The sequence below is a fragment of the Streptococcus pseudopneumoniae IS7493 genome (genome assembly GCF_000221985.1).
Lineage (GTDB): Bacteria > Bacillota > Bacilli > Lactobacillales > Streptococcaceae > Streptococcus > Streptococcus pseudopneumoniae.
The window spans coordinates 1,521,575-1,546,511 of record NC_015875.1; the positions used below are offsets into that span (position 1 = coordinate 1,521,575).

The 24,937-nt window shown below is 41.8% G+C and carries 21 protein-coding genes and 1 pseudogene; 10 read left to right on the forward strand and 12 right to left on the reverse strand.

Features of this window, described 5'->3' with window-relative positions:
• Positions 1-48 precede the first annotated feature (48 nt).
• On the reverse strand, positions 49-2,385 hold the full coding sequence (locus SPPN_RS07820; RefSeq protein WP_000360068.1) for a cation-translocating P-type ATPase: 2,337 nt from the start codon (positions 2,383-2,385) through the stop codon (positions 49-51).
• 131 nt (positions 2,386-2,516) lie between these two features.
• On the opposite strand from SPPN_RS07820, the gene SPPN_RS07825 reads away from it, so the two are divergent.
• On the forward strand, positions 2,517-3,266 hold the full coding sequence (locus SPPN_RS07825; RefSeq protein ID WP_000500187.1) for a lysophospholipid acyltransferase family protein: 750 nt from the start codon (positions 2,517-2,519) through the stop codon (positions 3,264-3,266).
• Positions 3,267-3,556: 290 nt separating this feature from the next.
• Here SPPN_RS07825 and SPPN_RS07830 read toward each other — a convergent pair whose 3' ends face one another.
• Both SPPN_RS07830 and rpsO read right to left on the reverse strand, forming a co-directional pair.
• Complete coding sequence (locus SPPN_RS07830) at positions 3,557-4,168, reverse strand: CadD family cadmium resistance transporter (protein WP_000531719.1); 612 nt, start codon at positions 4,166-4,168, stop codon at positions 3,557-3,559.
• Positions 4,169-4,982: 814 nt separating this feature from the next.
• The gene (gene rpsO, locus SPPN_RS07835) at positions 4,983-5,252 is read right to left on the reverse strand and encodes a 30S ribosomal protein S15 (protein ID WP_001018251.1); all 270 of its coding nucleotides are present in this window, start codon (positions 5,250-5,252) and stop codon (positions 4,983-4,985) included.
• A 193-nt stretch (positions 5,253-5,445) separates the two neighbouring features.
• Between rpsO and SPPN_RS07840 the strand changes: the two are divergent.
• The 3 genes and pseudogenes from SPPN_RS07840 to thrS all read left to right on the forward strand — a co-directional run bounded on the left by SPPN_RS07840 (position 5,446) and on the right by thrS (position 8,404).
• Positions 5,446-5,827 (forward strand): annotated as a pseudogene (locus SPPN_RS07840) (hypothetical protein).
• Positions 5,828-6,083: 256 nt separating this feature from the next.
• A complete protein-coding gene (locus tag SPPN_RS07845; protein WP_000422772.1) occupies positions 6,084-6,407 on the forward strand; it encodes a nucleoside triphosphate pyrophosphohydrolase family protein in 324 nt (107 codons plus the stop codon).
• A gap of 53 nt (positions 6,408-6,460) precedes the next feature.
• The gene (gene thrS / locus SPPN_RS07850) at positions 6,461-8,404 is read left to right on the forward strand and encodes a threonine--tRNA ligase (RefSeq protein ID WP_000608346.1); all 1,944 of its coding nucleotides are present in this window, start codon (positions 6,461-6,463) and stop codon (positions 8,402-8,404) included.
• Positions 8,405-8,450: 46 nt separating this feature from the next.
• On the opposite strand, the gene SPPN_RS07855 is transcribed toward thrS, so the two are convergent.
• Both SPPN_RS07855 and SPPN_RS07860 read right to left on the reverse strand, forming a co-directional pair.
• A complete protein-coding gene (locus SPPN_RS07855) occupies positions 8,451-9,425 on the reverse strand; it encodes a sensor histidine kinase (protein WP_000887960.1) in 975 nt (324 codons plus the stop codon).
• Positions 9,418-10,095 carry a response regulator transcription factor gene (locus SPPN_RS07860; protein ID WP_000548989.1) on the reverse strand — a complete coding sequence of 226 codons (678 nt, stop codon included), beginning with the start codon at positions 10,093-10,095 and terminating at the stop codon, positions 9,418-9,420. The genes SPPN_RS07855 and SPPN_RS07860 overlap by 8 nt, the downstream gene beginning before the upstream one ends.
• 155 nt (positions 10,096-10,250) lie before the next feature.
• Here SPPN_RS07860 and SPPN_RS07865 point away from each other — a divergent pair, with 155 nt between their 5' ends.
• A complete protein-coding gene (locus SPPN_RS07865; protein WP_000181734.1) occupies positions 10,251-11,324 on the forward strand; it encodes a DUF2974 domain-containing protein in 1,074 nt (357 codons plus the stop codon).
• Between the two features lie 208 nt (positions 11,325-11,532).
• Here SPPN_RS07865 and SPPN_RS07870 read toward each other — a convergent pair whose 3' ends face one another.
• On the reverse strand, positions 11,533-11,970 hold the full coding sequence (locus tag SPPN_RS07870) for an Rrf2 family transcriptional regulator (RefSeq protein WP_001166799.1): 438 nt from the start codon (positions 11,968-11,970) through the stop codon (positions 11,533-11,535).
• A gap of 75 nt (positions 11,971-12,045) precedes the next feature.
• Complete coding sequence (locus tag SPPN_RS07875) at positions 12,046-12,888, reverse strand: metallophosphoesterase family protein (protein WP_000160953.1); 843 nt, start codon at positions 12,886-12,888, stop codon at positions 12,046-12,048.
• Between the two features lie 111 nt (positions 12,889-12,999).
• Between SPPN_RS07875 and SPPN_RS07880 the strand changes: the two genes are divergently transcribed.
• A complete protein-coding gene (locus tag SPPN_RS07880) occupies positions 13,000-13,650 on the forward strand; it encodes a metal-dependent transcriptional regulator (RefSeq protein WP_000188518.1) in 651 nt (216 codons plus the stop codon).
• Between the two features lie 614 nt (positions 13,651-14,264).
• Here SPPN_RS07880 and dtd read toward each other — a convergent pair.
• A complete protein-coding gene (dtd, locus tag SPPN_RS07890) occupies positions 14,265-14,708 on the reverse strand; it encodes a D-aminoacyl-tRNA deacylase (RefSeq protein WP_000691425.1) in 444 nt (147 codons plus the stop codon).
• A gap of 29 nt (positions 14,709-14,737) precedes the next feature.
• The gene (locus SPPN_RS07895; RefSeq protein ID WP_001123816.1) at positions 14,738-16,960 is read right to left on the reverse strand and encodes a RelA/SpoT family protein; all 2,223 of its coding nucleotides are present in this window, start codon (positions 16,958-16,960) and stop codon (positions 14,738-14,740) included.
• 290 nt (positions 16,961-17,250) lie between these two features.
• Here SPPN_RS07895 and SPPN_RS14005 point away from each other — a divergent pair, with 290 nt between their 5' ends.
• The 4 genes from SPPN_RS14005 (at position 17,251) to SPPN_RS14010 (ending at position 18,806) form a co-directional block, all read left to right on the forward strand.
• Positions 17,251-17,586 (forward strand): hypothetical protein, encoded by a 336-nt coding sequence (locus SPPN_RS14005; protein WP_014017315.1) that lies wholly within the window; start codon positions 17,251-17,253, stop codon positions 17,584-17,586.
• The gene (locus SPPN_RS11415; RefSeq protein WP_000750444.1) at positions 17,537-17,800 is read left to right on the forward strand and encodes a hypothetical protein; all 264 of its coding nucleotides are present in this window, start codon (positions 17,537-17,539) and stop codon (positions 17,798-17,800) included. The genes SPPN_RS14005 and SPPN_RS11415 overlap by 50 nt, the downstream gene beginning before the upstream one ends.
• A gap of 123 nt (positions 17,801-17,923) precedes the next feature.
• On the forward strand, positions 17,924-18,553 hold the full coding sequence (locus tag SPPN_RS07915; RefSeq protein WP_000690861.1) for an MBL fold metallo-hydrolase: 630 nt from the start codon (positions 17,924-17,926) through the stop codon (positions 18,551-18,553).
• A gap of 37 nt (positions 18,554-18,590) precedes the next feature.
• Positions 18,591-18,806, forward strand: a complete 216-nt coding sequence (locus SPPN_RS14010; RefSeq protein ID WP_000693242.1) for a hypothetical protein — start codon at positions 18,591-18,593, stop codon at positions 18,804-18,806.
• A gap of 160 nt (positions 18,807-18,966) precedes the next feature.
• Here the strand turns inward: SPPN_RS14010 and SPPN_RS07925 are convergent, their stop codons facing one another.
• The 3 genes from SPPN_RS07925 to pepO all read right to left on the reverse strand — a co-directional run bounded on the left by SPPN_RS07925 (position 18,967) and on the right by pepO (position 24,829).
• On the reverse strand, positions 18,967-21,705 hold the full coding sequence (locus tag SPPN_RS07925; protein WP_001038248.1) for an LPXTG cell wall anchor domain-containing protein: 2,739 nt from the start codon (positions 21,703-21,705) through the stop codon (positions 18,967-18,969).
• Positions 21,706-22,100: 395 nt separating this feature from the next.
• The gene (locus SPPN_RS07930) at positions 22,101-22,754 is read right to left on the reverse strand and encodes a recombinase family protein (protein ID WP_000078993.1); all 654 of its coding nucleotides are present in this window, start codon (positions 22,752-22,754) and stop codon (positions 22,101-22,103) included.
• A 182-nt stretch (positions 22,755-22,936) separates the two neighbouring features.
• Entirely contained in the window at positions 22,937-24,829 is a 1,893-nt protein-coding gene (pepO, locus tag SPPN_RS07935) for an endopeptidase PepO (protein WP_014017316.1), read from the reverse strand.
• Positions 24,830-24,937 lie beyond the last annotated feature (108 nt).

A 24,937-nucleotide genomic window follows, 5' to 3' on the forward strand; every position in this document is an offset into this window, starting at 1 on the left:
GCAATCTTGTACCTAAAAAGACCGCAATCCACAGATTGCAGCCTTTCTTTATTTTCTGGCTTGATAGCGACTAGTCAGGATGAAAATCACGGTAAAGACCAACATCATGATACCATAAACAGGTAGCGTTTGTCCTGTAAGTGTCGAAATTTCAAGCAATTTTTGAATTCTTGGGAAGAGAGCTGTGGCTAGGAAGCCTCCTACTGACCAAACAATCAAGAGGACACGCCATAGGGTAAATGGCATGCAGGCTCTAAATACGGATAAGAAACCAATAGACCCAAGCAGATAATAAAGTAGGGTTGAGATTTCTATCTCAGACCAACCTTGACTCGCTCCAAATATTTTCACAAACAGGACGCTGAACACAACCATGAGAGCACTTGGTAGAGCACGAAGCATGGATCTTCTGAGGAAATTTGGCTCAACAGGTTTGATATTTCGCTCAAAAGTCAGAACGAATGGTGGGAAACCTTCCACAAACTGGTCAATCATAGTAATCTGGATTGGAATGAAGGGGAAAATCAAGATCCATTCAGACCGTCCCAGAAGAGCACTGGCGATACAGATAACTGCGAGCAAGAATGAGTAGATGGTCTTTATCAAGAAAATCGGGGCGATATGGGCAATGTTATTGACCACACGACGACCTTCAAAGAGAATCTCAGGAACATCATTAAAGTCTGAGTTCAAGAGAACCAGATTGGCAATCTGACGAGTCGCTGGATCTCCCTCAGCCATTACGATGGAACAATCTGCCTCACGAAGGGCCAAGATATCATTAACCCCGTCCCCTGTCATAGCCGTTGTATGTCCTGATTTTTTCAGCGTTTGGATGATGAGTTTCTTTTGATGAGGGGAAACACGTCCGAAAATAGCTGTCTCCTCCGCCATGGCCATCAATTCCTCATCGATGATTTTCGAACAATCTACATAGCTATGGTAGTCCGCAAAACCAGCCTTCTGGGCAATGCTGGACACCGTAACGGGATTGTCACCAGAAATAATCTTGAGGCCCACCTCCTGAGAACGGAGATAGTCCAGCGTCTCTGCTGCTCCTTCTCGAATAGGATCCAAAATTTCCAGCAAGGCTAAAGCCTGAATATCAGAAGGTTTCTGTGGCTTGTGATGGTCTAATTTCTCCTGACTAAGAGCTAAGACCAAGACACGTGCCCCTCTCTCCAAGGCCTCCCTGGCTTCTGGGACTTCAGAATCCAGCAACATCTCAGGTGCCCCTAAGAAAACTGTCCCCAAGCTTTCTAACTCCATAGCCCCCCACTTGCGGTCGCTCGAGAAGGGAAGATTGGAAATCATAGGATAAGCAACATCTCCCACAAAACGCTGGCGAATGGCTTGGGCAGTTGGATTCTTATCCTCACTATGGGCTATGTAACTGGTCAGGATGCTGGCAATAGCCTCTTCACCATAAGTTTCCGTCAGTGGAAGAACGGCCTCCACCTGCATCTTTCCTTGGGTGATGGTACCCGTCTTGTCCAAACAGAGCATATCCACGCGCGCCAAGGTCTCAACAGAGTACATCTCCTGCACCAAGACCTTTTTCAAGCCCAGCTTAATCACCGCTGTCAAGAGCGAAGTGATGGTCAAAAGGGCAATTCCCTTAGGCAACATTCCCAAAAGAGCTGTCGACGAGTTTACAACGGATGACTTGAGAGGCAGGCCTTTTAAAATCAAGGCTTCCAGCAAGAGAGCCAGACCAAAGGGAATGATAATCTTCCCAGTAAAACCAGCCAACTTGTCCAGCGATTTCATGATACGGGAGTTGATGGGGTTAACGGTCTTAGCCTCAAGCATGAGTTTGGCAGCATAGTTGTCTGCACCGACATGTTGAACTTGAGATAAAACTGACCCACTGGCTAGGAAACTTCCTGACAAAAGCAAGGCTTCCACTTCCTTTTGCACCAAATCACTTTCCCCCGTCAACATGGCTTCATTAACCTCCGCAAAGCCTTCCAAAACCAAGGCATCACTGGGAATCTGCTCTCCAGCAGACAGACGAATCACATCTCCTAACACCAATTCTTCCGGATTCAGAGCCACTTCTTGGCCATCACGAATAGTCTTGACCTTTTCCTTGGTCATGAGATTGAGCTTATCCACCATGTGTTTGGCGCGTAGCTCGGTCACGATCCCAGAAAAAGCGTTAAAGCAGATAACAGCAAAAAAGACCAGATTGCTCCAAGCCTGCACAAAGGCAAGGGCCAAAGCAATGGCAAAGTTCAAAGCGTTAAAAAGGGTAAAGACATTTCGTTTAACGATTTGCCAAGTGCTGGTACTGGCTGATGCGGTAAAGTCATTGACCAAACCCTCAGCCTGTCTTTCCTTGACTTCTCTTTGGGTTAATCCCATAATCTTATTTTTATCCATAAATTCTATTATATCATTTTTTTAACAGAATTCTAATTTCATCCCAAATATGCATCTAGTCAAGGGAAAAGTTTGCCAGCCCTCCTTTGATAAGGTATAATAATAACAAGAAAACAATCGAAGGAGATCGCATGTTTTATACTTATTTGCGTGGATTAGTTGTATTGCTCTTATGGTCCATCAATGGCAATGCTCACTATCATAATACTGATAAAATTCCTAATCAAGATGAAAATTATATTTTAGTTGCGCCTCACCGTACCTGGTGGGATCCTGTTTATATGGCCTTTGCGACCAAGCCAAAACAGTTCATCTTTATGGCAAAAAAAGAACTCTTTACCAACCGTATCTTTGGTTGGTGGATTCGTATGTGTGGCGCCTTTCCCATCGACCGTGAAAATCCCAGCGCCTCAGCCATCAAATATCCTATCAACGTTCTCAAAAAAAGTGACCTCTCTCTCATCATGTTTCCAAGTGGTAGCCGCCACTCAAACGATGTCAAGGGGGGCGTAGCACTGATTGCCAAAATGGCCAAGGTCCGTATCATGCCGGTTACCTACACCGGTCCCATGACTTTGAAGGGCTTGATTAGCCGTGAACGTGTCGATATGAACTTTGGAAATCCAATCGATATCTCAGATATCAAGAAAATGAATGATGAAGGCATTGAAACAGTCGCCAATCGTATTCAAACAGAATTCCAACGTCTGGACGAAGAAACGAAACAATGGCACAATGATAAAAAACCAAATCCACTCTGGTGGTTTATCCGCATCCCTGCCCTCATCCTTGCTATTATCCTCGCTATCCTAACCATCATCTTTAGCTTTATCGCAAGCTTCATCTGGAACCCAGATAAGAAAAGAGAAGAACTTGCATAGAAGAAATGAACCTTGGCCAAACAGCTAAGGTTTTCATTTATATAGTAGATTGGAACTAGAATAGTACACCTCTACTTCTAAAACATTTTTAGAAATCGATTTGACTGTCCTGATCGATTTGTCCTATTCTTATTTCATTTTACTATATTTATAAGAATCTCCTAATCAAATCAAAAGCCACTCTACAATAGAGTAACGTTAAGATTGTCCATTTATACTCAATGAAAAAGCCCTCTGAAGTCAGAGAGCTGATTTGAGCTCGGGCTAAAATCCTAGTGAAACAAAAAAATCTACACGATCAGAAAAGTCTCTATCGTGCCATTTTCATACATGATATATAGTCCAAGTAGAATGAATACTAAGGGCACAATGATTCGCTCGTATTTTTCAATTGTCTCGAATATTAACGGAATAGAGGATAACACCCGACTAATCTCGCATAAGATAATTATGCCGATTACAAACACAAGCAAGGCCACGAGGGTCTGTGACCAATCTAATGAAGCAAAATAAGGTATATAGATACCTAAATTATCTCCGCCAGACGCAATTGTCAGCAATGTAACTGTCCAAAACAGTTGATTTGCCTTGCTTTGTTCTAATCTTTCAATAATTTCTTCCTCTTCTTCCTCACCTTCTCCAACAATTGCAAAGCGAATCCCTAAATAGATAGGGATTAAACCAAGCAATCCAACCATCCATTCTTCAGGCACGAAATTAACGACATAAGCAGCAACTAAACTCGCCCCTACAAGTAAGCCTGTGCCTAGATATTGCCCCGCATAAATATGCCATTTTTGTTTATTCTGTGATAGCTGTGCCAATAAAATAAATAAAATAATTAAATAATCGATACTGGTGGAAATATAAACACCAATAGCAGATATGATTGTCTGTCCCATAAAAACCTCCTATATTAGTCAGTAATAAATCAGCAGATTTTAGGAGAGCACAGACACATTAATTTAGCTATCGCTAGTGGGTAATGTCGAACATAGGAAAGCATTTTACTCCTCCTCAAAACGTAGTTACAAAGTAATTTCTAACTGGAAATCGGTGACTACTTCCATGTAAAGTATAAACATACTATACTTTACTTCGTAAAGTGTGGGCTCTCCGAGGGGGCTTGCAGACACCTACTCGACTTTTCAAGCCGAGTAGCTGCGCACCTTTATGGTGTAATTAGCTGATACCATTTGAGGTTTTTGTAGTCTCCAAAATTGTGACCGATAAAACCTCAATAAAAAAGCCCTCTGAAGTCAGAGAGCTGATTTGAGCCCGGGCTAAAATCTTAGTGGAAAAGATGAAACTCCTTGTGTTCATCGAACACTGTGTCATTTCCCTATTTTCATACGGATTTTTGACACCCTTAGCATCATGATTCTTGCTAGATAAACCGTTTATAGGCTAGGCGACGAGGCGAAGATTGTACGAAACTTTCAGTGAAACAAAAAAAAATCTCCCCGAAGGGAGAAAAGCTAGTTTATTTTACCTTACAGTGTTAGGAACCGTAACCGAAGATTATACTTGAGTATAGCGAGGTAAGGTGACAACGCAAAAAAGCTACCCAATTTAGAGTAGCTTTATTATCAAGATATGCTCAATTGAACACGGCCTAAGCACTTGGCAAAAAAGATAAAATCTCCTAGAAACTGAAGTTTCTTCGTCAATTTTCCTATTTTTGCTTTGTGCTTTTGACGGCCTTTGTATCTTGAATTAGCGACGAAGTCCTAGAGAGTTGATCAACTCACGGTAACGGTTAACGTCGTTTTTACGCAAGTATGCAAGCAAGTTACGACGGCGACCGATTTTTTTCATCAGTCCACGGTAAGTAGCGTGGTCTTTTTTGTGTTGTTTGATGTGTTCGTTAAGGTGGTTGATTTCCCAAGTAAGGACAGCAACTTGAACCTCTACTGAACCTGTATCACCTTCGTGACGTGCATATTGTGCGATGATTTCATTTTTTTTCTCTTTTGAGATTGCCATGATGTTTCTCCTTTTTATTTGGCTTCATCCGAGTGACAGGTTGGCATGCCTGTAACCAAGAAGAAGTTATTTGTCTTTACGACAATCCCTATTCTACCAATAACTACCTTCTTTGTCAACAAATTTACTTTCTTGTTTTAAACATGCTATAATAATCATAGCAAGAAATCTAAGTTATCTGTTTTTAAACGAGATGATTATCACGCCTAGATTCTATTCCCATCTCCCCTACTATTTGGTCATCTTTTTCTTTTACTGGCCACTTTATGAGTTGTTATCACTAATCATTTCTGACCCCCTTTTGCTCAAGAGTCTCTACGTAAATAATATTCTCTTCTTTACACCTCTGGTAATCTTGATTATATCGCTACTCTATAGCTACCGTTTCCGTTTCTCACTTTGGTGGTTAATTGGTAACGGACTGCTCTTTTGCTTTACTATCATAACTTTTGGTGAGTTTATACTAATTTACTTGCTAATCTATGAAACCTTGGCTCTGGTGGGCATGACTTCCGGTATTGGCATCAAGCATATTCTACAAAAATAAAAAACAAAAACTTTCACAAAATCCTTGAAAAATCTCACAATCATGCTATAATAATCCATAGAGACAAGTCACTTAGTCCCTTTCTACTAGAGAGTGCGTGGTTGCTGGAAACGCATAGGAAGCCTAAACTGACACTACTCTTGCGTTTTTTATGAAAACATAAAACGGTGGCCACGTTAGAGCCAATCAGAGGTGTCCCTCTCTTTTGAGGTACATAAATGAAGGTGGAACCACGTTGCGACGTCCTTTCGAGGATGTCGCAATTTTTTATGAGGAGGCTAACTATGGAGTTGCAAGAATTAGTGGAGCGCTGTGGGGCAATCCGACAAGCTTATCACAAACTGGAAGTTAAGCATCATGATTCCAAGTGGACGGTAGAAGAAGACCTCTTGGCTTTGTCTAATGATATTGGAAATTTCCAACGATTGGTGATGACAAAGCAAGGACGCTACTATGATGAAACACCCTACACACTGGAACAAAAACTTTCAGAAAATATCTGGTGGCTAGTAGAACTTTCTCAACGTCTGGATATAGACATTCTGACGGAAATGGAAAACTTCCTCTCTGATAAAGAAAAGCAATTGAACATTAAGACTAGGAAGTAGTCTGCAAAAAAGTCAATGCTTAAAAACTATGAAATAATAAAAAGGAGAACATCATGATTAACATTACTTTCCCAGATGGCGCTGTTCGTGAATTCGAATCTGGCGTTACAACTTTTGAAATTGCCCAATCTATCAGCAATTCCCTAGCTAAAAAAGCTCTTGCTGGTAAATTTAACGGCAAACTCATCGACACTACTCGTGCTATCACTGAAGATGGAAGCATCGAAATTGTGACACCTGATCACGAAGATGCCCTTCCAATCTTGCGTCACTCAGCTGCTCACTTGTTTGCCCAAGCAGCTCGTCGTCTTTTCCCAGACATTCACTTGGGAGTTGGTCCAGCCATCGAAGATGGTTTCTACTACGATACTGACAACACAGCTGGTCAAATCTCTAACGAAGACCTTCCTCGTATCGAAGAAGAAATGCAAAAAATCGTCAAAGAAAACTTCCCATCTATTCGTGAAGAAGTGACTAAAGACGAGGCACGTGAAATCTTCAAGAACGACCCTTACAAGTTGGAATTGATTGAAGAACACTCAGAAGACGAAGGCGGTTTGACTATCTATCGTCAAGGTGAGTATGTAGACCTCTGTCGTGGCCCTCACGTCCCATCAACAGGCCGCATCCAAATCTTCCACCTTCTCCATGTAGCAGGTGCTTACTGGCGTGGAAATAGTGATAACGCTATGATGCAACGTATCTACGGTACAGCTTGGTTTGACAAGAAAGACTTGAAAAACTACCTCCAAATGCGTGAAGAAGCTAAGGAACGTGACCACCGTAAACTTGGTAAAGAGCTTGACCTCTTTATGATTTCACAAGAGGTTGGTCAAGGGCTTCCATTCTGGTTGCCAAATGGTGCGACTATTCGTCGTGAGTTGGAACGCTACATCGTTGACAAAGAGTTGGCTTCTGGCTACCAACACGTCTACACTCCACCTCTTGCTTCTGTTGAACTTTACAAGACTTCTGGTCACTGGAATCATTACCAAGAAGACATGTTCCCAACTATGGACATGGGTGACGGGGAAGAATTTGTCCTTCGTCCAATGAACTGTCCGCACCACATCCAAGTCTTCAAACACCATGTTCACTCTTACCGTGAGTTGCCAATCCGTATCGCTGAAATCGGTATGATGCACCGTTATGAAAAATCTGGTGCCCTCACTGGTCTTCAACGTGTACGTGAAATGTCACTCAACGACGGTCACCTCTTCGTTACTCCAGAACAAATCCAAGAAGAATTCCAGCGTGCTCTTCAGTTGATTATCGATGTTTATGAAGACTTCAACTTGACTGAATACCGCTTCCGCCTCTCTCTTCGTGACCCTCAAGATACTCACAAGTACTTTGATAACGATGAGATGTGGGAAAATGCACAAACTATGCTTCGTGCAGCCCTTGATGAAATGGGTGTGGACTACTTTGAAGCCGAAGGCGAAGCAGCCTTCTACGGACCAAAATTGGATATCCAGGTTAAAACTGCCCTTGGAAAAGAAGAAACTCTTTCTACTATCCAACTTGACTTCTTACTTCCAGAACGCTTCGACCTTAAATATATCGGAGCTGATGGCGAAGAACACCGTCCAGTTATGATTCACCGTGGGGTTATCTCAACTATGGAACGCTTCACAGCTATCTTGATTGAGAACTACAAGGGTGCCTTCCCAACATGGCTGGCACCACACCAAGTAACCCTCATCCCAGTATCTAACGAAAAACACGTGGACTACGCTTGGGAAGTGGCGAAGAAACTCCGTGACCGCGGTGTCCGTGCAGACGTAGATGAGCGCAATGAAAAAATGCAGTTCAAGATCCGTGCTTCACAAACCAGCAAGATTCCTTACCAATTGATTGTTGGAGACAAGGAAATGGAAGACGGAACTGTTAACGTTCGTCGCTATGGCCAAAAAGAAACACAAACTGTCTCAGTTGATGATTTTATTGGAGCTATCCTAGCTGATATAGCCAACAAATCACGCGTTGAGAAATAAGAACCTAGCATAAAAGCCTCCAGTCCGGAGGCTTTTTCGTCTCTTCTCACTCAAGGACTAAGTTCACTTGAGCAAACTGAATCCGCGCTATCGTTCCTTTTCCGACCTCAGACTCGATACGAATCTGGTGACCTAGTTCTTCAGAAATTTTCTTAGATAGGTAAAGACCAAGGCCAGATGACTGCTGGGTTAGGCGTCCATTATATCCTGAAAATCCACGTTCAAAGACTCGGAGGACATCACTGTTTTTTATCCCGATTCCCGTATCCTTGATACAAAGCTCTTGCCCCTCCATATAAATCTCCAGACCACCTTCCTTAGTGTACTTGAGACTATTTGAGATAATTTGCTCAATAACCACTAGCAGCCACTTTTTATCCGTCACGATTTCTTTATCAAGGTCATGTAGATTGACATTTAGGCCTTTTTGAATAAAGAAAAGAGCGTATTTCCGAATTATTTCCTTGACCAAGTCCTCAATTTGAACCTGCTTTAAGACCAAATCATCATGGAAACTTTCTAAACGCAGGTACTGTAAAACTAAATTGGTATAGGAATCAATCTTGAAAATTTCCTGTTCTAACTGCTGCTTCAGTTGGCGGTCGGCTACTTCTGCAACTAAGAGTTGACTGGCTGCAATGGGGGTCTTAATCTGATGGACCCACAAGGTATAGTAATCCAGCAAATCCGTCAATTTTCTTTCTGAATCTGACCTCTGCTGATAGAGTTCCATCTCCCGCGCTTCTAATTTTTCAGCCAAGGCTCTTTCCAAAGGAGATTTGGCTTCCCTCTCCCCATAGAGAAGTTCCTGACGATAGACCTGCATTTCCACCAATATGTCCCAAGTGAAAAATAAGATGGTTACAAAGCAACACAAGAGGAAAAAGTAGAGAAAGTAAATTCCCAAACTGGCAAATAAAAACTGAAAGAGTAAGAGCAGAAACGTCAAAGAAATCAGATAGACAAACAGACGACTACGGGAGCGCAGATAGGCCAGAAAAAATTGTTTCCAATCAAGCATGCTTCAGTCCGTACCCTATCCCTTTCTTGGTCTCGATAAATCCTACCAAGCCCTGCTCTTCCAACTTTTTACGCAAACGAGCCACATTGACAGAGAGGGTATTATCATCAATGAAAAAGTCACTGTTCCAAAGTTCCCGCATGAGGTCGTCACGCGCTACGATATTTCCTGCGTGTTCAAATAAAACGTGTAAAATCTGGAATTCATTCTTAGTCAAATTCAAGACTTGCCCTTGATAATGTAAATCCATGGATTTGGTATTGAGGATAACACCAGCATATTCCAGTAAACTCTCGTCACGCCCAAACTCATAGGAACGACGCAACAAGCCCTGAACCTTAGCTAAAAGAACCTGCTGGTCAAAAGGCTTGGTCACAAAGTCATCCGCCCCCATATTGATTGCCATAACAATATCCATAGCCTGGTCTCTGGAAGACAGAAACATGATGGGAACCTTGGAAATCTTACGAATTTCCTGACACCAGTGATAGCCATTAAACAAAGGCAGCCCAATATCCATGAGGACCAGATGAGGTTCCGACTGAACAAATAGACTCAAAACTTCCATAAAGTCTTCTACCAAAACCACTTCAAATCCCCATTCAGAGAGCATTTTCCCGACCTGTTGACGAATAACCTGATCATCTTCTACTAGTAAAATCTTGTGCATGCGCTCCTCCTTTTCTATTATTATAACAGATTTTTCCATGCTCGAAGGTCTGAAACTGAATTTGAAATAGCTTGTTTTTAACCAGCAGAGACAGGCAATCCTACTAGCTAATTTGAGGGAAATTTGATAAGATAAATAAAAAGAAAGGAGCACTTATGACCAATATTTTTGACTACCTGAAAGTTGTCGCATATGATTCCTTTTACGACCTACCTTTAAATGAATTAGACATTCTAACCTTAACAGAAACCACCTACCTTCCCTTTGATAATCTAGTCTCCTCAACTCCTCAGCGACTTTTAGATTTGGCACCTCAGGTTCCAAGAGAGTCCAGCATGTTGACCAGTAAAAATCGGCTCCAATTATTGGATGAATTAGCTCGACACAAGCGCTTCAAAAATTGCAAACTCTCCCATTTTATCAACGACATCGACCCTGAATTGCAAAAGCAATTTGCGGCTATGACCTACCGCCTCACTCTCGATACCTATCTGATTGTCTTTCGTGGGACTGATGACAGTATCATTGGCTGGAAGGAAGATTTCCACATGACCTATATGAAGGAAATTCCTGCTCAAAAGCACGCCCTATGCTATTTAGAGAACTTTTTTGTCCACCACCCTAGGAAAAAAGTCATTCTAGCTGGGCATTCCAAGGGAGGAAATCTAGCTATCTATGCTGCTAGTCAAATTGAGCAAAGCTTGCAAAATCAGATTACCGAAGTCTATACATTTGATGCACCTGGTCTCCATCAAGAATTGACACAGACCGAAGGTTATCAAAGGATAATGGATAGAACCAAGGTCTTCATTCCACAAGGTTCCATTATCGGTAGGATGCTGGAAATTCCTGCCCACCAAATCATCGTTCATAGCACTGCCTTGGGTGGCATCGCCCAGCACGATACCTTTAGTTGGCAGATTGAGGACAAGCACTTCGTCCAACTGGATAAGACCAATAGTGATAGTCAACAGGTAGACACAACCTTTAAAGAATGGGTAGCGACAGTCCCTGATGAAGAACTTCAGCTCTACTTCGACCTCTTCTTTGGCACCATTCTAGCTGCTGGAATTAGCTCCATCAATGACCTGTCTTCCTTTAAGGCTATTGAACACATTCATCATCTCTTTGTCCAAGCTCAATCCCTCACTCCAGAAGAAAGGGAAACCATGGGACGCCTTACCCAATTATTGATTGATACCCGTTACCAAGCCTGGAAGAATAGATAAAAAGCTTATGAAAAGGTAATACTCTTCGAAAATCTCTTCAAACCATGTCAGCGTCGCCTTACCGTATATATGTTACTGACTTCGTCAGTTTCATCTACAACCTCAAAGCAGTGCTTTGAGCAACCTGCGGCTAGCTTCCTAGTTTGCTTTTTGATTTTCATTGAGTATAAAAACCTTCTCATAAGCTTTTCTTGTTTTAAAGAAAAAATCAATCCTTCATCTGACTCTCTGCATCGGCCACGACTTGTTCTAGGCTGGTCTGACCAAGTTCAGCCTCCATAGCTCGCTGGATTCTCTCCAATTTTTGATCCAAAACCTCATGAATATGAGCTCCGACTGGGCAATTTGGATTTGGATTGTCATGGAAACTAAAGAGTTGGCCTGTCTTACCAAGACACTCCACCGCCTGATAAACATCTAAAAGACTAATGTCTTTGAGATCCTTGACAATCTCTGTCCCCCCTGTTCCACGCGCTACTGAAATCAGCTCGGCCTTCTTCAACTGAGACAAGGTTTTTCTGATAATGACAGGATTGACCCCAACACTAGCAGCCAGAAAATCACTGGTCACCTTGCTTTCCTTCCCCTTGAGGGCAATGATTATCAGCATATGAGTCGCAATGGTAAATCTACTTGGAATTTGCATCCTCTTCTCCTTTTTACGAGGCTCCCCTGCCTCTACTCTTCTTTTTCTTTTATTATACCCTTTTTAGTTGTAATGTCAATCATTACCACTTTTTAACCAGGCATCTAATTCCCTATCATAGCCCTCTTTCTGCGCCAATTCTCTCAGAAATTCCTGATGATGAGTATGGTGGATACCATTGACCAGACTTTCATAATAAACCTCAAAATAGGGAAGTCTCAGGTCTTTAGCTAGCTGCAATTCAGCTGCTACATCGTAGTCTACCCGTCGGAAATCCATATCTACCAAGCCCTTGTCATCAAACTCCAAAATCATATACTGGGCCCGCAAGTCCTTCCGCAACTGGGCATCCAAAAAGAAAGGCTGCCCAATCGAACCCGGATTAACAATCAATTGCCCACCAGTTCCGTAACGAAGCAACTGCTGGTGAATATGTCCATAAACAGCAATATCACAAGGAGGATTGGTCACCAAGCGGTCAAAATCCTCTTGCGCTCCAGTATGAATCAACTCACGCCCCCAATTCTTATCAGGCAGATGATGGCTAATTCCAACTGTCAAATCCCCAAACTGACGATGGATTTGAAGAGGTTGATTGTGAAGCAATTCAATTTCTTCTAGGGAAATTTCCTCTAAAACATACTGGCACTGGCGCAAGAGATAGCGTTGACTAGGACGAGTATTATCCAATTCCTTGCGGACACCATGCCACAGACTGTCTTCCCAGTTCCCCAAAACTCTAGCTGTAATCGGTAGTTGATCCAACAAGTCCAAAATCCTTCTACGTCCTGTCCCTGGCATGAGAATATCTCCCAGAAGCCAGTATTCATCCACTCCTAGCTGCCGAGCATCTGCCAAAACAGCCTCCAAAGCGGTAGTATTTCCATGAATATCTGAAAGAAGAGCTATTTTTGTCATATCTATCTCCTCGTTTTTTCTCTTGCAATAAGTATAACATAAAAAGTCACAGCTAGAGAAATCTAGCTTTTTTTGATATACTAGATAAAGATATTAGACAAGAGGAAGCGAATGACCCCGAATAAAGAAGATTATCTAAAATGTATTTATGAAATTGGCATAGACCTGCATAAAATTACCAACAAGGAAATTGCGGCTCGTATGCAAGTCTCTCCCCCTGCCGTAACTGAAATGATTAAACGGATGAAGAGTGAAAATCTCATCCTCAAGGACAAGGAATGTGGCTATCTACTGACTGACCTCGGTCTCAAATTGGTCTCTGAGCTCTATCGTAAGCATCGCTTGATTGAAGTTTTTCTAGTCCATCATTTAGACTATACAAGTGACCAGATTCACGAGGAAGCTGAGGTATTGGAACATACTGTCTCTGAGCTATTCGTGGAGAGACTAGAAAAATTACTTGGATTCCCCAAGACTTGCCCTCACGGAGGAACTATTCCTGCCAAGGGAGAACTCCTGGTTGAAATCAATAACCTGCCACTAGCTGACATCAAGGAAGCTGGCGCCTACCGCCTGACTCGTGTGCACGATAGTTTTGACATTCTCAGTTATTTGGATAAGCACTCACTTCACATCGGTGATCCTCTCCAAGTCAAGCAGTTTGATGGCTTCAGCAATACCTTCACTATCCTCAGTAAAAACGAGAATTTGCAAGTAAGTATGGACATTGCAAAACAACTCTACGTCGAAAAAATCGACTAATTTCTCAAGTACCCCAACCAACCCTGAAAGTTTTATTTTCAGGGTTTTCTTATCTATTTTTTATATCAAAAACGATAGTAAGCGCTTCCATAATCCAACTAAATATTGTATAATAATTATATAAACTATTCCGTCACTAACAGATGAAAAAAGGAGGGCTTATCATGAAAAAATCATCTTCATCAAAACCATTGAGCTCCTTGTCATTGATGGAATCATGCTGGGCATTTTGGCTTTTAAAGAGGTGCTTACTTGGGATTGGATTTTGATTTATAGCGGTTAGCTCATTTTCTTTCACCCTGTGCTGTTGACCTATCTTTCTAACCAGCTTTGTGACCACTTTAGTCAACTCTATTCCCAGATTAGACCGAGATTCTGGCGCTTTGCCTTACAAATCCTTCTATGGGATATCCTGATGATTCTCTCCTTGATATGTTTAAGTGGTACCCCACTTTTCCTTCAGGGGACTCTCCTCATCCTAGGACATCTCATCCCTTCCTATCGCACCTGCCAAATCCTGAAACAAGACTTTCCCCAAGCCTATCAAGCACCGATTTCTTTTGGAGTATTTTATGATAGATGAGAAAAACCAAGCCGGCTGGGCTTGATCTTTCTTATCTATTTTTAGTATCTAGGATAATGGTAACTGGCCCATCATTGACCAGCTCAACCTGCATATCCGCTCCAAAGATACCTGTCTGAACAGGCACTTCTTGCGCTAGTTTTTGGTTGAAAACATCATAGAAGTCTGATGCCATATCAGGTTTGGCTGCTTCTGTAAAGGCTGGACGATTGCCTTTCTTGGTATCCGCAAAGAGGGTAAACTGGGAAATAGAAAGGATTTCTCCTTCAATATCTTTGACAGATAGGTTCATCCTGCCTTCTGCATCTGAAAAAATCCGCATATTGACCAGTTTTCTCACAGCATAGTCCAAATCTTCCTCTTGGTCCTCTGGTCCAACACCAACCAGCAATAAGAGCCCCTGATTGATTTTTCCCTGAACCTGACCTTCGATACTGACTTGGGCTTTTTTAACACGTTGGATAATGATTTTCATAATAGCCTTTCTAGTAAGAACTCAGACAATTAACCGTTGGTTCGTTTGACAGAGTAAACTTCTGGCACACTCTTAATCTTGTCCACAACCGTAGTCAGCGTCGAGAGGTTGGTAATGCCAAAGGACACATGGATATTGGCAAATTTCATATCCTTGGTTGGTTGGGCATTGACTGTTGAAATATTCTTGGTTGTGTTTGAGAGAACTTGCAGTACATCGTTCAACAATCCTGTACGGTTGAGGCCATAAATATCAATATGAGCCATATACTCTTTATTTGAGCTAGAGTACTGACCTTCCCACTCCACATCAAGGAGACGTTGCTCGTAGTTTTCTTGGGCGCGCAGGTTCATACAGTCCACACGGTGAATAGCCACACCACGACCCTTGGTAATGTAGCCGACAATATCATCACCAGGCACGGGGTTACAACACTTGGCAATCCGCACTAGGAGACCAGAAGCACCTTCAATGACCACACCACCTTCATGCTTGACCTTGAGGGTTTCTTTATTTTCAACCTTGACCTCGCCACCTTTGACAAGTTCTTCTGCCTCAGCCTTGGCCTTGGCACGTTCTTCTTCACGACGTTCCTTTTCAGTCAGACGATTAAAGACAGTAATAGCACCGATTTCCCCAAAACCAATGGCCGCAAAGAGGGAGTCTTCTGTCTTGTAGCTGGTCTTTTGCAGGACTTGGTCCATATGACGCTTGTCCATAAATTTATTGGCCACATAACCATTTTCTTGGAACTGGGTCATCAACATTTCACGACCCTTATTAACAGATAATTCCTTATCTTGGTTTTTAAAAAACTGACGAATCTTGTTGCGCGCCTTGCTGGTCTTGACCATATTGAGCCAGTCGCGGCTAGGTCCAAAGGAGTTGGGGTTGGTGACAATTTCAACCTGATCCCCTGTTTTGAGCTTGGTTGTCAGTGGAACCATACGGCCGTTGACCTTGGCACCAGTCGCTTTTTCACCGACTTTAGTATGGATTTCATAAGCAAAGTCAATAGGTCCTGAATCTTTTGGAAGAGAACGGACAGCTCCATCTGGTGTAAAGACGTAAATCTCCTCAGCCAGATAGTTTTCCTTAACAGAGTCCACAAATTCCTTGGCATCATCAGCCTGATCTTGAAGCTCCATCATCTCCTTGATCCAGTTCATCCCAATAGCAGACTCCTTGCTGTTAACCTGCCCCTTAACGCCTTTCTTATAAGCCCAGTGAGCCGCAACCCCGTACTCAGCCACCTCGTGCATGGCCTTGGTCCGAATTTGGAATTCAATCGGCCCTTTTGGCCCATAGACAGTCGTATGGATAGACTGGTAACCATTTGCCTTGCGGTTAGCGATGTAGTCCTTAAAGCGACCAGGCATGGGTTTCCAAAGTTCATGCACATAACCAAGCATGGCATAAACATCACTTTGGGTATCCAAAATACAACGAATGGCAATCAGGTCATAGATTTCCTCAAACCGTTTTCTCTTGTCCTGCATTTTGCGGAAAATTGAGTAAATATGCTTGGGACGACCATAAATCTTCCCTTTCAAGTGACGATCTATCGTATACTCCTCTAATTTTGTGACTACCTCATCCACCAAGGCTTCACGCTCTCTGCGCTTTTCCTTCATCATATTGGTAATCTTGTAAAACTCTGTCGGGTTGAGATAACGGAAAGACAGGTCTTCCAATTCCCATTTGACACTGGAAATCCCCAAACGGTGAGCAAGTGGGGCATAGATTTCCATAGTTTCTTTGGAAATGCGCTCCTGCTTGTCTTTTCGAAGATGTTTCAGGGTTCGCATATTGTGCAAGCGGTCAGACAGTTTGACCAAGATAACGCGGATGTCCTCAGACATGGCCATGAGCATCTTGCGATGATTTTCAGCCAACTGCTCTTCGTGAGACTTGTACTCGACCTTGCCAAGCTTGGTGACTCCGTCAACAATCACGCGCACATCGGGACCAAACTCTCTTTCCAAATCGTCCAAGGTCGCATCTGTATCTTCCACCACATCATGCAAGAAACCACAAGCTACCGTTACAGCATCCAGCTTGAGTTTGGCTAGAATACCTGCCACTTGAATAGGGTGAATGATATAAGGCTCGCCTGATTTGCGGTATTGACCACTATGACAATCCACCGCATAGACCAAGGCCTTATGGACAAAATGGACATCCTCTTCCGTTAAATATTTTTTGGTTAAAGCGACAACTTCTTCGCCTGTTAAATTCACTTCTTTTGGCATCTCTACTCTCCAATTCTTCCTACCATTTTATCACTTTTTTAAGAATATGAAAACTAGATTGGAACAGAATAAGAAAAAAATAATTCAGAATTGCTTGATAATTCTGAATTATTGGTCCATAATATACTACGAAGTTAGATTTTAAACTTAGGTGATAGAAGGAGAGATAGAAGAACGGAAACCATATTGTAACCCAAAGACTTTTTGACTTCCCCAATTTCCCTGAAGATACGAAAGATAAACGTATCACATACACTGGTACCTTGACTGGATTTTGGAATTAATACTCAATGAAAATCAAAGAGCAAACTAGGAAACTAGCCGCAGGTTGCTCAAAGCACCGCTTTGAGGTTGTAAATAGAACTGACGAAGTCAGCTCAAAACACTGTTTTGAGGTTGTGGATAGAACTGACGAAGTCAGCTCAAAACACCGTTTTGAGGTTGCAGATAGAACTGACGAAGTCAGTAACCATATATACGGCAAGGCGACGTTGACGCGGTTTGAAGAGATTTTCGAAGAGTATAAAAATCCTCAAGATACTTTCTTTTATCCGTTAGTTTATAAGGAGAACACCTATGAAAAAAACTGCTATTTCTATCTTTGCTCTCCTAGTATTAGGAGCTAGTTGCCTGTTCCTATTCAGCCAGCAAAGCTATAAAAAAACAGTCGTTCAATACTATGCTAAGGATCAGAACCTGCCCAATAGGATAACTTATAGTGAATATAGCGACAAACGAGAAGCCAACTACGGTGGCACTCTAAACATCACATCTATCAAACAAGCTAATGACGGAGTTTATGCAACCTATGGAGGGCAATTGACACCTTTCCAATATTGATAAATTGATAACCAGCCTGTCTTCATCTAGTCATGCTGGTTTTTAAGTTCATTCTAAATCCTTACCTATTTCCCCCAACTATGCTATACTTAATTTAGTACATTCTTTGAGATTGGAGCTAATATGAAAATTCATAAAACTGTGAATCCTGTTGCCTATGAAAACACCTATTACCTAGAAGGCGAAAAGCACCTTATCGTAGTAGATCCTGGTAGTCATTGGGAAGCCATTCGTCAGACAATCGAGAACCTCAACAAACCGATCTGCGCTATTCTCCTGACCCACGCTCATTATGACCATATCATGAGTCTGGACTTGGTGCGCGAGACCTTTGGCAATCCTCCTGTCTATATCGCAGAGAGCGAAGCCAGCTGGCTCTACACTCCTGTCGATAATCTCTCCGGTCTCCCTCGCCACGATGATATGGCAGATGTGGTCACAAAACCTGCAGAACACACCTTTGTCTTTCACGAAGAATACCAACTAGAGGAATTTCGTTTTAAGGTTCTACCGACCCCAGGGCACTCTATCGGTGGTGTTTCCCTAGTCTTTCCTGATGCTCACCTAGTCTTGACGGGAGATGCTCTGTTCCGCGAAACAATTGGACGGACGGATCTTCCGACTGGTAGTACAGAGCAACTCCTTCATAGTATCCAGACCCAACTCTTCACCCTACCAAACTACGATGTCTATCCAGGACATGGTCCAGCTACTACTATCGCTCACGAAAAGGCCTTCAATCCCTTTTTCTAGCAAGATGATGACAATCGATAGCACAATTTAATACTCAATGAAAATCAAAGAGCAAACTAGGAAACTAGCCGCAGGTTGCTCAAAGCACAGCTTTGAGGTTGCAGATAAAACTGACGAAGTCAGCTCAAAACACTGTTTTGAGGTTGTGGATAGAACTGACGAAGTCAGCTCAAAACACCGTTTTGAGGTTGCAGATAGAACTGACGAAGTCAGTAACATATATCTACGGCAAGGCGAAGCTGACGTGGTTTGAAGAGATTTTCGAAGAGTATTAGAATTATAAAAAACGCATAATATCAGATGTAGAAAAGTTTGATACTATGCGTTTTATCATGAAAAGATTTTCTAAATCATCTCCTCAAATTGATTTTTTCACAGTCTAAAATATTTGATAGATAAACTATGAATTGGAGTTATTCTGACTCCTTACGAAAGCTAAATAATCCAGCAGTTAGAGTTAACATTCCAAATAGGGTGGCGAGAATTGAGTGATTTTCTCCAGTATTTGGCAAAGTCTTAGCTACTTGTTTCGAAATAGTTTCAGTCTTAGTTGCTAACGACTCAGCTTGAGTTTTTGTACTACTTGCGTCATTTCCTTTTTGTTCAGTATTACTACTATTTACAACTGGAACAGGAGTTGTACTACCTCCGTTATCACGGCTTGCGGCAACTTTGAAGGTCATAGCATAGATACTGAAGTGATTGGTTTCAAAAGTAACCTTATCTGTATCTTGTTTGAACTTCAATGCCTGTAAAGTACCATCTGGAGCAACATAGTAAACATTTTCAACTGGCTTATCAGCAGAAAGACTTACTAGAACCATGCCATTTGGCTGGATAGCTTTACCATTCGCGTCATATAGATGAATGTCAAATGCCTTGTAGTCTTTTGATTCAAGTGAAGTCGGCTTGGTTTCTTCTACCTTGATATAGCTGACATTTTTGAGTGTTGCTTCTGAACCATGCACTTGAACGCTTCCAGCTTTGTTCGAAAGAACACGAGTATTGTTTGGGATGGCTGGATTAAGCGTAGGCGTTACGGGAGTTATCGGTGTTATTGGAGCAACTGGATTCACAGGTTGTTCAGTTGGTTTCTCTGGCTTAGCAGGTTGTGGTTGATCTGGAACAGCTGGTGCAACTGGTTTTGGTGTGTCAGGAACTACAGGTTTCTCGATTGGCTTTTCTGCTGGTTTCTCTGGCTTAGCAGGTTGTGGTTGATCAGCTGGAACAGTAGGAACACTTGGCTGCTTGTCTGGCTTAGGTTGTTCACTTGGCTTAACTTCAGGTTTTACTTGCTCAGCTGGTTTTTCAGCAGGGTTCTTAAACAAGAAAACGTAAGTATCGTAGGTTTCACCAAATAGATTGTATGAATGAGTTTTAGTTTTCTCATCATAGCGATTTGTTTCTTCACTTGGGAATCCTGGATAATAGAGTTCTTCCAGTTTTCTATCCTTAGTTAATGTATAAACCTGAATATCTTCTTTCTTCTCTTTTGATTTGATAGTTAAAGAGATGCCACCACCTTGGAGAGTTCGATTTGTTCCGTAAGTTGGATTTCCATTTTTATTAGGAACTTCATAGAAAATTGTATAAGCTTCGTAGTTCATTCCTTCCAACTCTGGAACTTTTACTCGAACAAGAGCAGGTTTAAACCTACTGTCCATATCTCCAAATCCGCTACCTTTAAATTTTATCTCTTTACCGTTTTCGAACATCGGATTATTGAAATTCGAATTAAAAGTATTTACTTTTATATGAGAGCCTGCATGAAGCAGGTCTGGTTCAGCTGTCCACCAACCGTAAGATGTTTTTTCTACATTTTCAGTAGGAAGGGGAGCAGCAAGGTCGTTTGTTGTTAGAGTAGGACGACCTGTTCCATTATTAAACCAACGTTTTGGCTGGTCGTTGCGATAAGGAACCTTTTGTAATCCAGCATTTTCAGCTGGCTTCACTGGTTTAGCAGGTTGTGGTTGCTCTGCAGGTTTAACCTCTGTTTGAGGGTTTTCTGCTGGTTTTGTAGCCGGAACGGGTGTTTCAGCAGGTTTATTTTCAACCGGCTTGTTCTCAGCTGGTTTCGGCTGCACAGTTGGTTCAACTGTCTCCGCTGGTTTCGAAATTTCAGCAGGTTTTTCCGTTTCCGCTGGTTGCGGATCTTTCGGTTTTTCTTCTACTGGTTTATTTTTAGTGTAAATAAAATAGTAGCGGAAAAGATTATCTCCTTTACCATTTTTGTAACCAGAACCACGCAAAGCATAGGCTGCATCATAACTAACTCTGACAACCTTTGGATCTGGATCAATATCTGGATGATCTGCAGCGGCTTTTACAACGTGGCTAAAAGTGTAGTCGGAGAATTTTTTTGCTGTTAGTATTCCATCTGCGCTATCTTTGTCATGTACGTTCCATGTAGAGCTAACTTCTGCTTGTTTTGGACTATCAATTCTTGATTCAGTAGTGTATCCATGTTTTTGGACAAGATCAGCATCTAAGAAATCTGCTTGGATTTCATATTTTCGAACGCTTATATCTGAGAATGCTGGCACGGCTCCAGGTTTTTCTGGGATTAGTCTATGGATCAGTTCATCAATATCAACTCCGTCAGCAGCCCAAAGCTTCTCATTAGCCTCAGCTATCAGTTTATTGTACTCTTCTTGAGTCTTAGCTGCTCCTTTCTTATAGGCTAAATCCTCTGCTACCATCTTCTTCATCTCTTCAGAATCTGTTATAGGTTGTTCTGGTTCAGGCGTTATGATTGGCAGGCCTGGCTCAGGTAGCTGATTGGTTGGATCGACGTTGTATTTTTTCTCGATCTCAGCATTTTTCTTGTCCTCTGCGATAGCCTCATCTGTTCCGTTTGCGAGAATGTTGCCCTCGGTCGAAGGTTTTTCGACAGGCGCGGGCTCTTCTACCGGCTTTTCAGCAGGTTTCGAAAATTCTTTGCCTGGCTTTGGCTTAGCGATTGGGTCGAGCATACTGAAATCAACCCAGCTACCATTAGGTTTTGGTGCAGGTGTTGGTTGAGCAACATTAGGTTTAGCAGCAACATTTGGCTGCGGCGCAACGTTTTCCTCGGCACGCACCAAAGTTGGCACGGCAGCACTAAGAGTTACAGCAGAGAAAGTGACAATACCTAGTTTAGTTAGTTTATTCATAATTTTTCCTCCTTGGGAATATATAATTGCCTTTTTAGGCTTATAAAATAACAAAATCAACTTCCTTTCAAGACCACAAAAGCAAAATTTTGAGCCAACTCATTCTCTAAACATTTAATGTTCTTGATAGAAGCCTTAAATGAACCTTTATCCATTAACTGAACAATACAGCTATTACACTATTACATATCTTAATAATTTTTAAATTTTTTGTTACCATAAGCTCGCTAACTACTTTAGAGATAGGGAACTAAGTGTATCGCGTAACGACCGTTAAACGATACACAAAAAATACCAGTCTAATACAGGTTAAAAACACTGTTAAACTCGTATTTTTTAAATATTCATATTGTTGTTTTGACTGTTTCATCAAACGGTCGTTAATCGAAACAAATTTACAGCTTCATTCTACCATTTTTCCCTATTTTTAGCAATGATTTTCCGTTTTTTTGACGATTGTTCGCCACTTTATTGCGTTCTAACACTTTATATAGGGTTGATGTAGAAATTTGTTCAGCTTTTGCAATATTACGTATGCTTATATTTGAATGTAGATATTTGTTAAGTATCCGCTCCTCCTTTTCTTTTGAAATCCGTTTTGCTCCTAATCTAACACCATTTTCCTTAGCTTTTCGAAGTCCTTCTTTTGTGCGAAACCTCAGATTTTCCAGCTCATTTTCTGCCACAAAGCCTAAAATGACGCAAAGTAACCTGCCAATAAGAAAGTCTGTTTCTAGTTTTTCATGCAAACTGACTAGCTGAATATGATATTCATTAAATTGTTCAATAAGTTCTAGTAGCTTAAACATAGATCGAGTCAGTCTATCTAACTTATAGATAGTGAAAGTAACCTGCTTGCCATCTTTCGAAAAGTCAGAGGCCAGTTTTAAGGCTTTTGTAAGTTCAGGACGAGTGTTATTTGCACCAGATTCCTTTTCTATAAAAAGTTTATCGCAATGTTTGAGAGCTTCGATTTGCACTTTCAATCCTAGGTCTTGCTTATGAGTAGATACACGGGCGTAGCCTATGTTGATAGTCTTTTGAGACATAAAAATCCTCCTGTTATCTTGATACGGAGGGATATTTTACTATGAATTTTAAAATAAGAAAAGACTTCAATTTCATAATCCCTATGAACTACACCCCAAAAGCTAGATTATTCTATCTAACTTTTTAGGGTGTACATAGATAGGGAAGGTGTAATTATAGGAGTTTTACTTGTCTCTTTGTATTACCAAATAATCACGCGCTCTTCTGGTGAACGCCACATTCTGTCACCTTCTTTGACATCATAGGTTGTAAAGAAATCATCGAAGTTTGGCACTTGTACATTGACACGAAGTTTGGCTGGCGCGTGCACATCGACACTAGCCAAAAGTTTCATAAATTCTGGACGACCTTTCATGCGCCAGATGCGACCGAAGTTGTAGAAGAACTCTTCTGCTGAGAAGTCTGCTTCTCTCTTAGCTGCTTCAAGCGCTGCTGCGATTCCTCCCAAGTCAGCCACGTTTTCTGATACAGTCAATTTACCGTTAATGGTTGCTCCATAAGAATCCTGTCCATCAAACTGGTCAATGACTTTTTGTGTTTTCTCCTTGAAGGCAGCATAGTCGCTCTCTGTCCACCAATCCTTGAGGCTACCATTTTCATCAAAGGAAGCTCCATTGGTATCAAAGGCGTGAGAAATTTCATGGGCAATAACTGCCCCAATACCACCGTAGTTAGCAGAAGATGACTGATGCAAGTCATAGAAAGGTGCTTGTAAAATAGCCGCAGGAAAGACAATCAGGTTCTTCTGTGGATTGTAGTAGGCATTGACCATATGAGCAGGCATGCCCCATTCTTTGTAGTCTACAGGTTGGTTCCACTTGCTCCAACTGTGCTTGATTTCCACACGCGCAAAGGCTAGAGCATTCTCAAAAAGACTGGCAGTTTCATTCACCACCTTATCCTTGTAACGTGCAGGCAATTCTTCTGGATAGCCAATATAAGGTTTGATCACATTGAGCTTCACGATAGCCTGTTTACAGGTTTCTGGAGTGAGCCAGTCATTCTTAAGCAGACGCTCCTTATAGACATCAATCATGGTTGCCACTTTTTTCTCCACATCCGCCTTGGCTTCTGGAGAGAACTTCTCACGGGCGTACCAAAGACCCAGGGCTTGCTTGAAAGGTTCCTGTGCTAGATGATAAGCTGCTTTGACCTTATCTTTTGCCTCTGGAACTCCAGAAAGGGCACGGCTGTAGGCACCTGACAAGACACGGATTTCTTCTGTTAAATAGCTGGTTGAAAGATTGACTACACTTAAAATTAAGTTTGCTTTGAGAAGAGGCCAAGCCTCTTCACTATAGAATTGATCTGCTGCTTGCCAGAAACGTTCCTCGTCTACAATAACCTTGTCTGGTACTTGTCCAAGAACAGCTTGGAAGAAGTCATTCAAAGGTAGGGCAGGCGCGAATTTCTTGAAATCTTCGTAAGAATATGGATGGTAAAGCTTGGCATATTCTGAACCTTCTTCATTAGAGAGCACCACTGCCGCAACTCGGCGGTCCAATTCAAGTCTTTTTTCTAGCAAGTCTTCAATTTCTTCATCAGAGAAATCATAAGCCTTGAGGAGATTTGCGCTGCTTTCTTTCCAAAGAGTCAAGAGCTCTTCGCGCTGAGGATGCTCTTCTGCATAGTAGGTCGTATCTGGCAAGATTGTGCTTGGAGCGCTAGCCCATAGAACATTGATTCTAGCATCCATAAAGTCTGGCGATACACCAAAAGGAAGGAAGTTTGGTTTTCCTGCAAGCTCAAACTCTGCTAGTTTAGCTGTAAAATCCGCAAAAGTCTCCAATTCTTGGAATTCTTTAAGGAGTGGTAAGACAGGTGTGATACCGTCAGCTTCTCTCTTGTCAAAATCACGAACTAGGCGGTGGTATTTGACAAAGTTTGCCAAGATAGCATCCTCAGGCACCTCTTCACCTGCTAACCACTTGTCTGTTGTCGCCAGCATCAAGTCTTCAATTTCCTGGTCTAAATCAACAAAACCTCCTGTTTGAGACTTATCTGCTGGGATTTCAGCTGTCTGTTGCCATTCTCCATTGATAGCATCATAAAAATCATCTTGATAACGTGTCATCTTGTTCTCGCTTTCATTTGTATTTGTCTTTATCTTAACAAAAATCACTAGGGAATGCAATTAAAAATGAACTTTCCTTTTCTATCATTTTTCAGTTAGTATTTCAAT

Coding starts and splice junctions, on each gene's coding strand:
- SPPN_RS14005 (WP_014017315.1), top strand. CDS start 17,251: ATGAAAATCAAAGAGCAAACTAGGAAACTAGCCGCAGGTTGCTCAAAG.
- thrS (WP_000608346.1), top strand. CDS start 6,461: ATGATTAACATTACTTTCCCAGATGGCGCTGTTCGTGAATTCGAATCT.
- SPPN_RS07845 (WP_000422772.1), top strand. CDS start 6,084: ATGGAGTTGCAAGAATTAGTGGAGCGCTGTGGGGCAATCCGACAAGCT.
- rpsO (WP_001018251.1), bottom strand. CDS start 5,252: ATGGCAATCTCAAAAGAGAAAAAAAATGAAATCATCGCACAATATGCA.
- SPPN_RS07930 (WP_000078993.1), bottom strand. CDS start 22,754: ATGTCTCAAAAGACTATCAACATAGGCTACGCCCGTGTATCTACTCAT.
- SPPN_RS07865 (WP_000181734.1), top strand. CDS start 10,251: ATGACCAATATTTTTGACTACCTGAAAGTTGTCGCATATGATTCCTTT.
- SPPN_RS07895 (WP_001123816.1), bottom strand. CDS start 16,960: ATGCCAAAAGAAGTGAATTTAACAGGCGAAGAAGTTGTCGCTTTAACC.
- SPPN_RS07860 (WP_000548989.1), bottom strand. CDS start 10,095: ATGCACAAGATTTTACTAGTAGAAGATGATCAGGTTATTCGTCAACAG.
- SPPN_RS07820 (WP_000360068.1), bottom strand. CDS start 2,385: ATGGATAAAAATAAGATTATGGGATTAACCCAAAGAGAAGTCAAGGAA.
- SPPN_RS07825 (WP_000500187.1), top strand. CDS start 2,517: ATGTTTTATACTTATTTGCGTGGATTAGTTGTATTGCTCTTATGGTCC.
- pepO (WP_014017316.1), bottom strand. CDS start 24,829: ATGACACGTTATCAAGATGATTTTTATGATGCTATCAATGGAGAATGG.
- dtd (WP_000691425.1), bottom strand. CDS start 14,708: ATGAAAATCATTATCCAACGTGTTAAAAAAGCCCAAGTCAGTATCGAA.
- SPPN_RS07875 (WP_000160953.1), bottom strand. CDS start 12,888: ATGACAAAAATAGCTCTTCTTTCAGATATTCATGGAAATACTACCGCT.
- SPPN_RS07925 (WP_001038248.1), bottom strand. CDS start 21,705: ATGAATAAACTAACTAAACTAGGTATTGTCACTTTCTCTGCTGTAACT.
- SPPN_RS11415 (WP_000750444.1), top strand. CDS start 17,537: ATGAAAAAAACTGCTATTTCTATCTTTGCTCTCCTAGTATTAGGAGCT.
- SPPN_RS14010 (WP_000693242.1), top strand. CDS start 18,591: ATGAAAATCAAAGAGCAAACTAGGAAACTAGCCGCAGGTTGCTCAAAG.
- SPPN_RS07855 (WP_000887960.1), bottom strand. CDS start 9,425: ATGCTTGATTGGAAACAATTTTTTCTGGCCTATCTGCGCTCCCGTAGT.
- SPPN_RS07830 (WP_000531719.1), bottom strand. CDS start 4,168: ATGGGACAGACAATCATATCTGCTATTGGTGTTTATATTTCCACCAGT.
- SPPN_RS07870 (WP_001166799.1), bottom strand. CDS start 11,970: ATGCAAATTCCAAGTAGATTTACCATTGCGACTCATATGCTGATAATC.
- SPPN_RS07880 (WP_000188518.1), top strand. CDS start 13,000: ATGACCCCGAATAAAGAAGATTATCTAAAATGTATTTATGAAATTGGC.
- SPPN_RS07915 (WP_000690861.1), top strand. CDS start 17,924: ATGAAAATTCATAAAACTGTGAATCCTGTTGCCTATGAAAACACCTAT.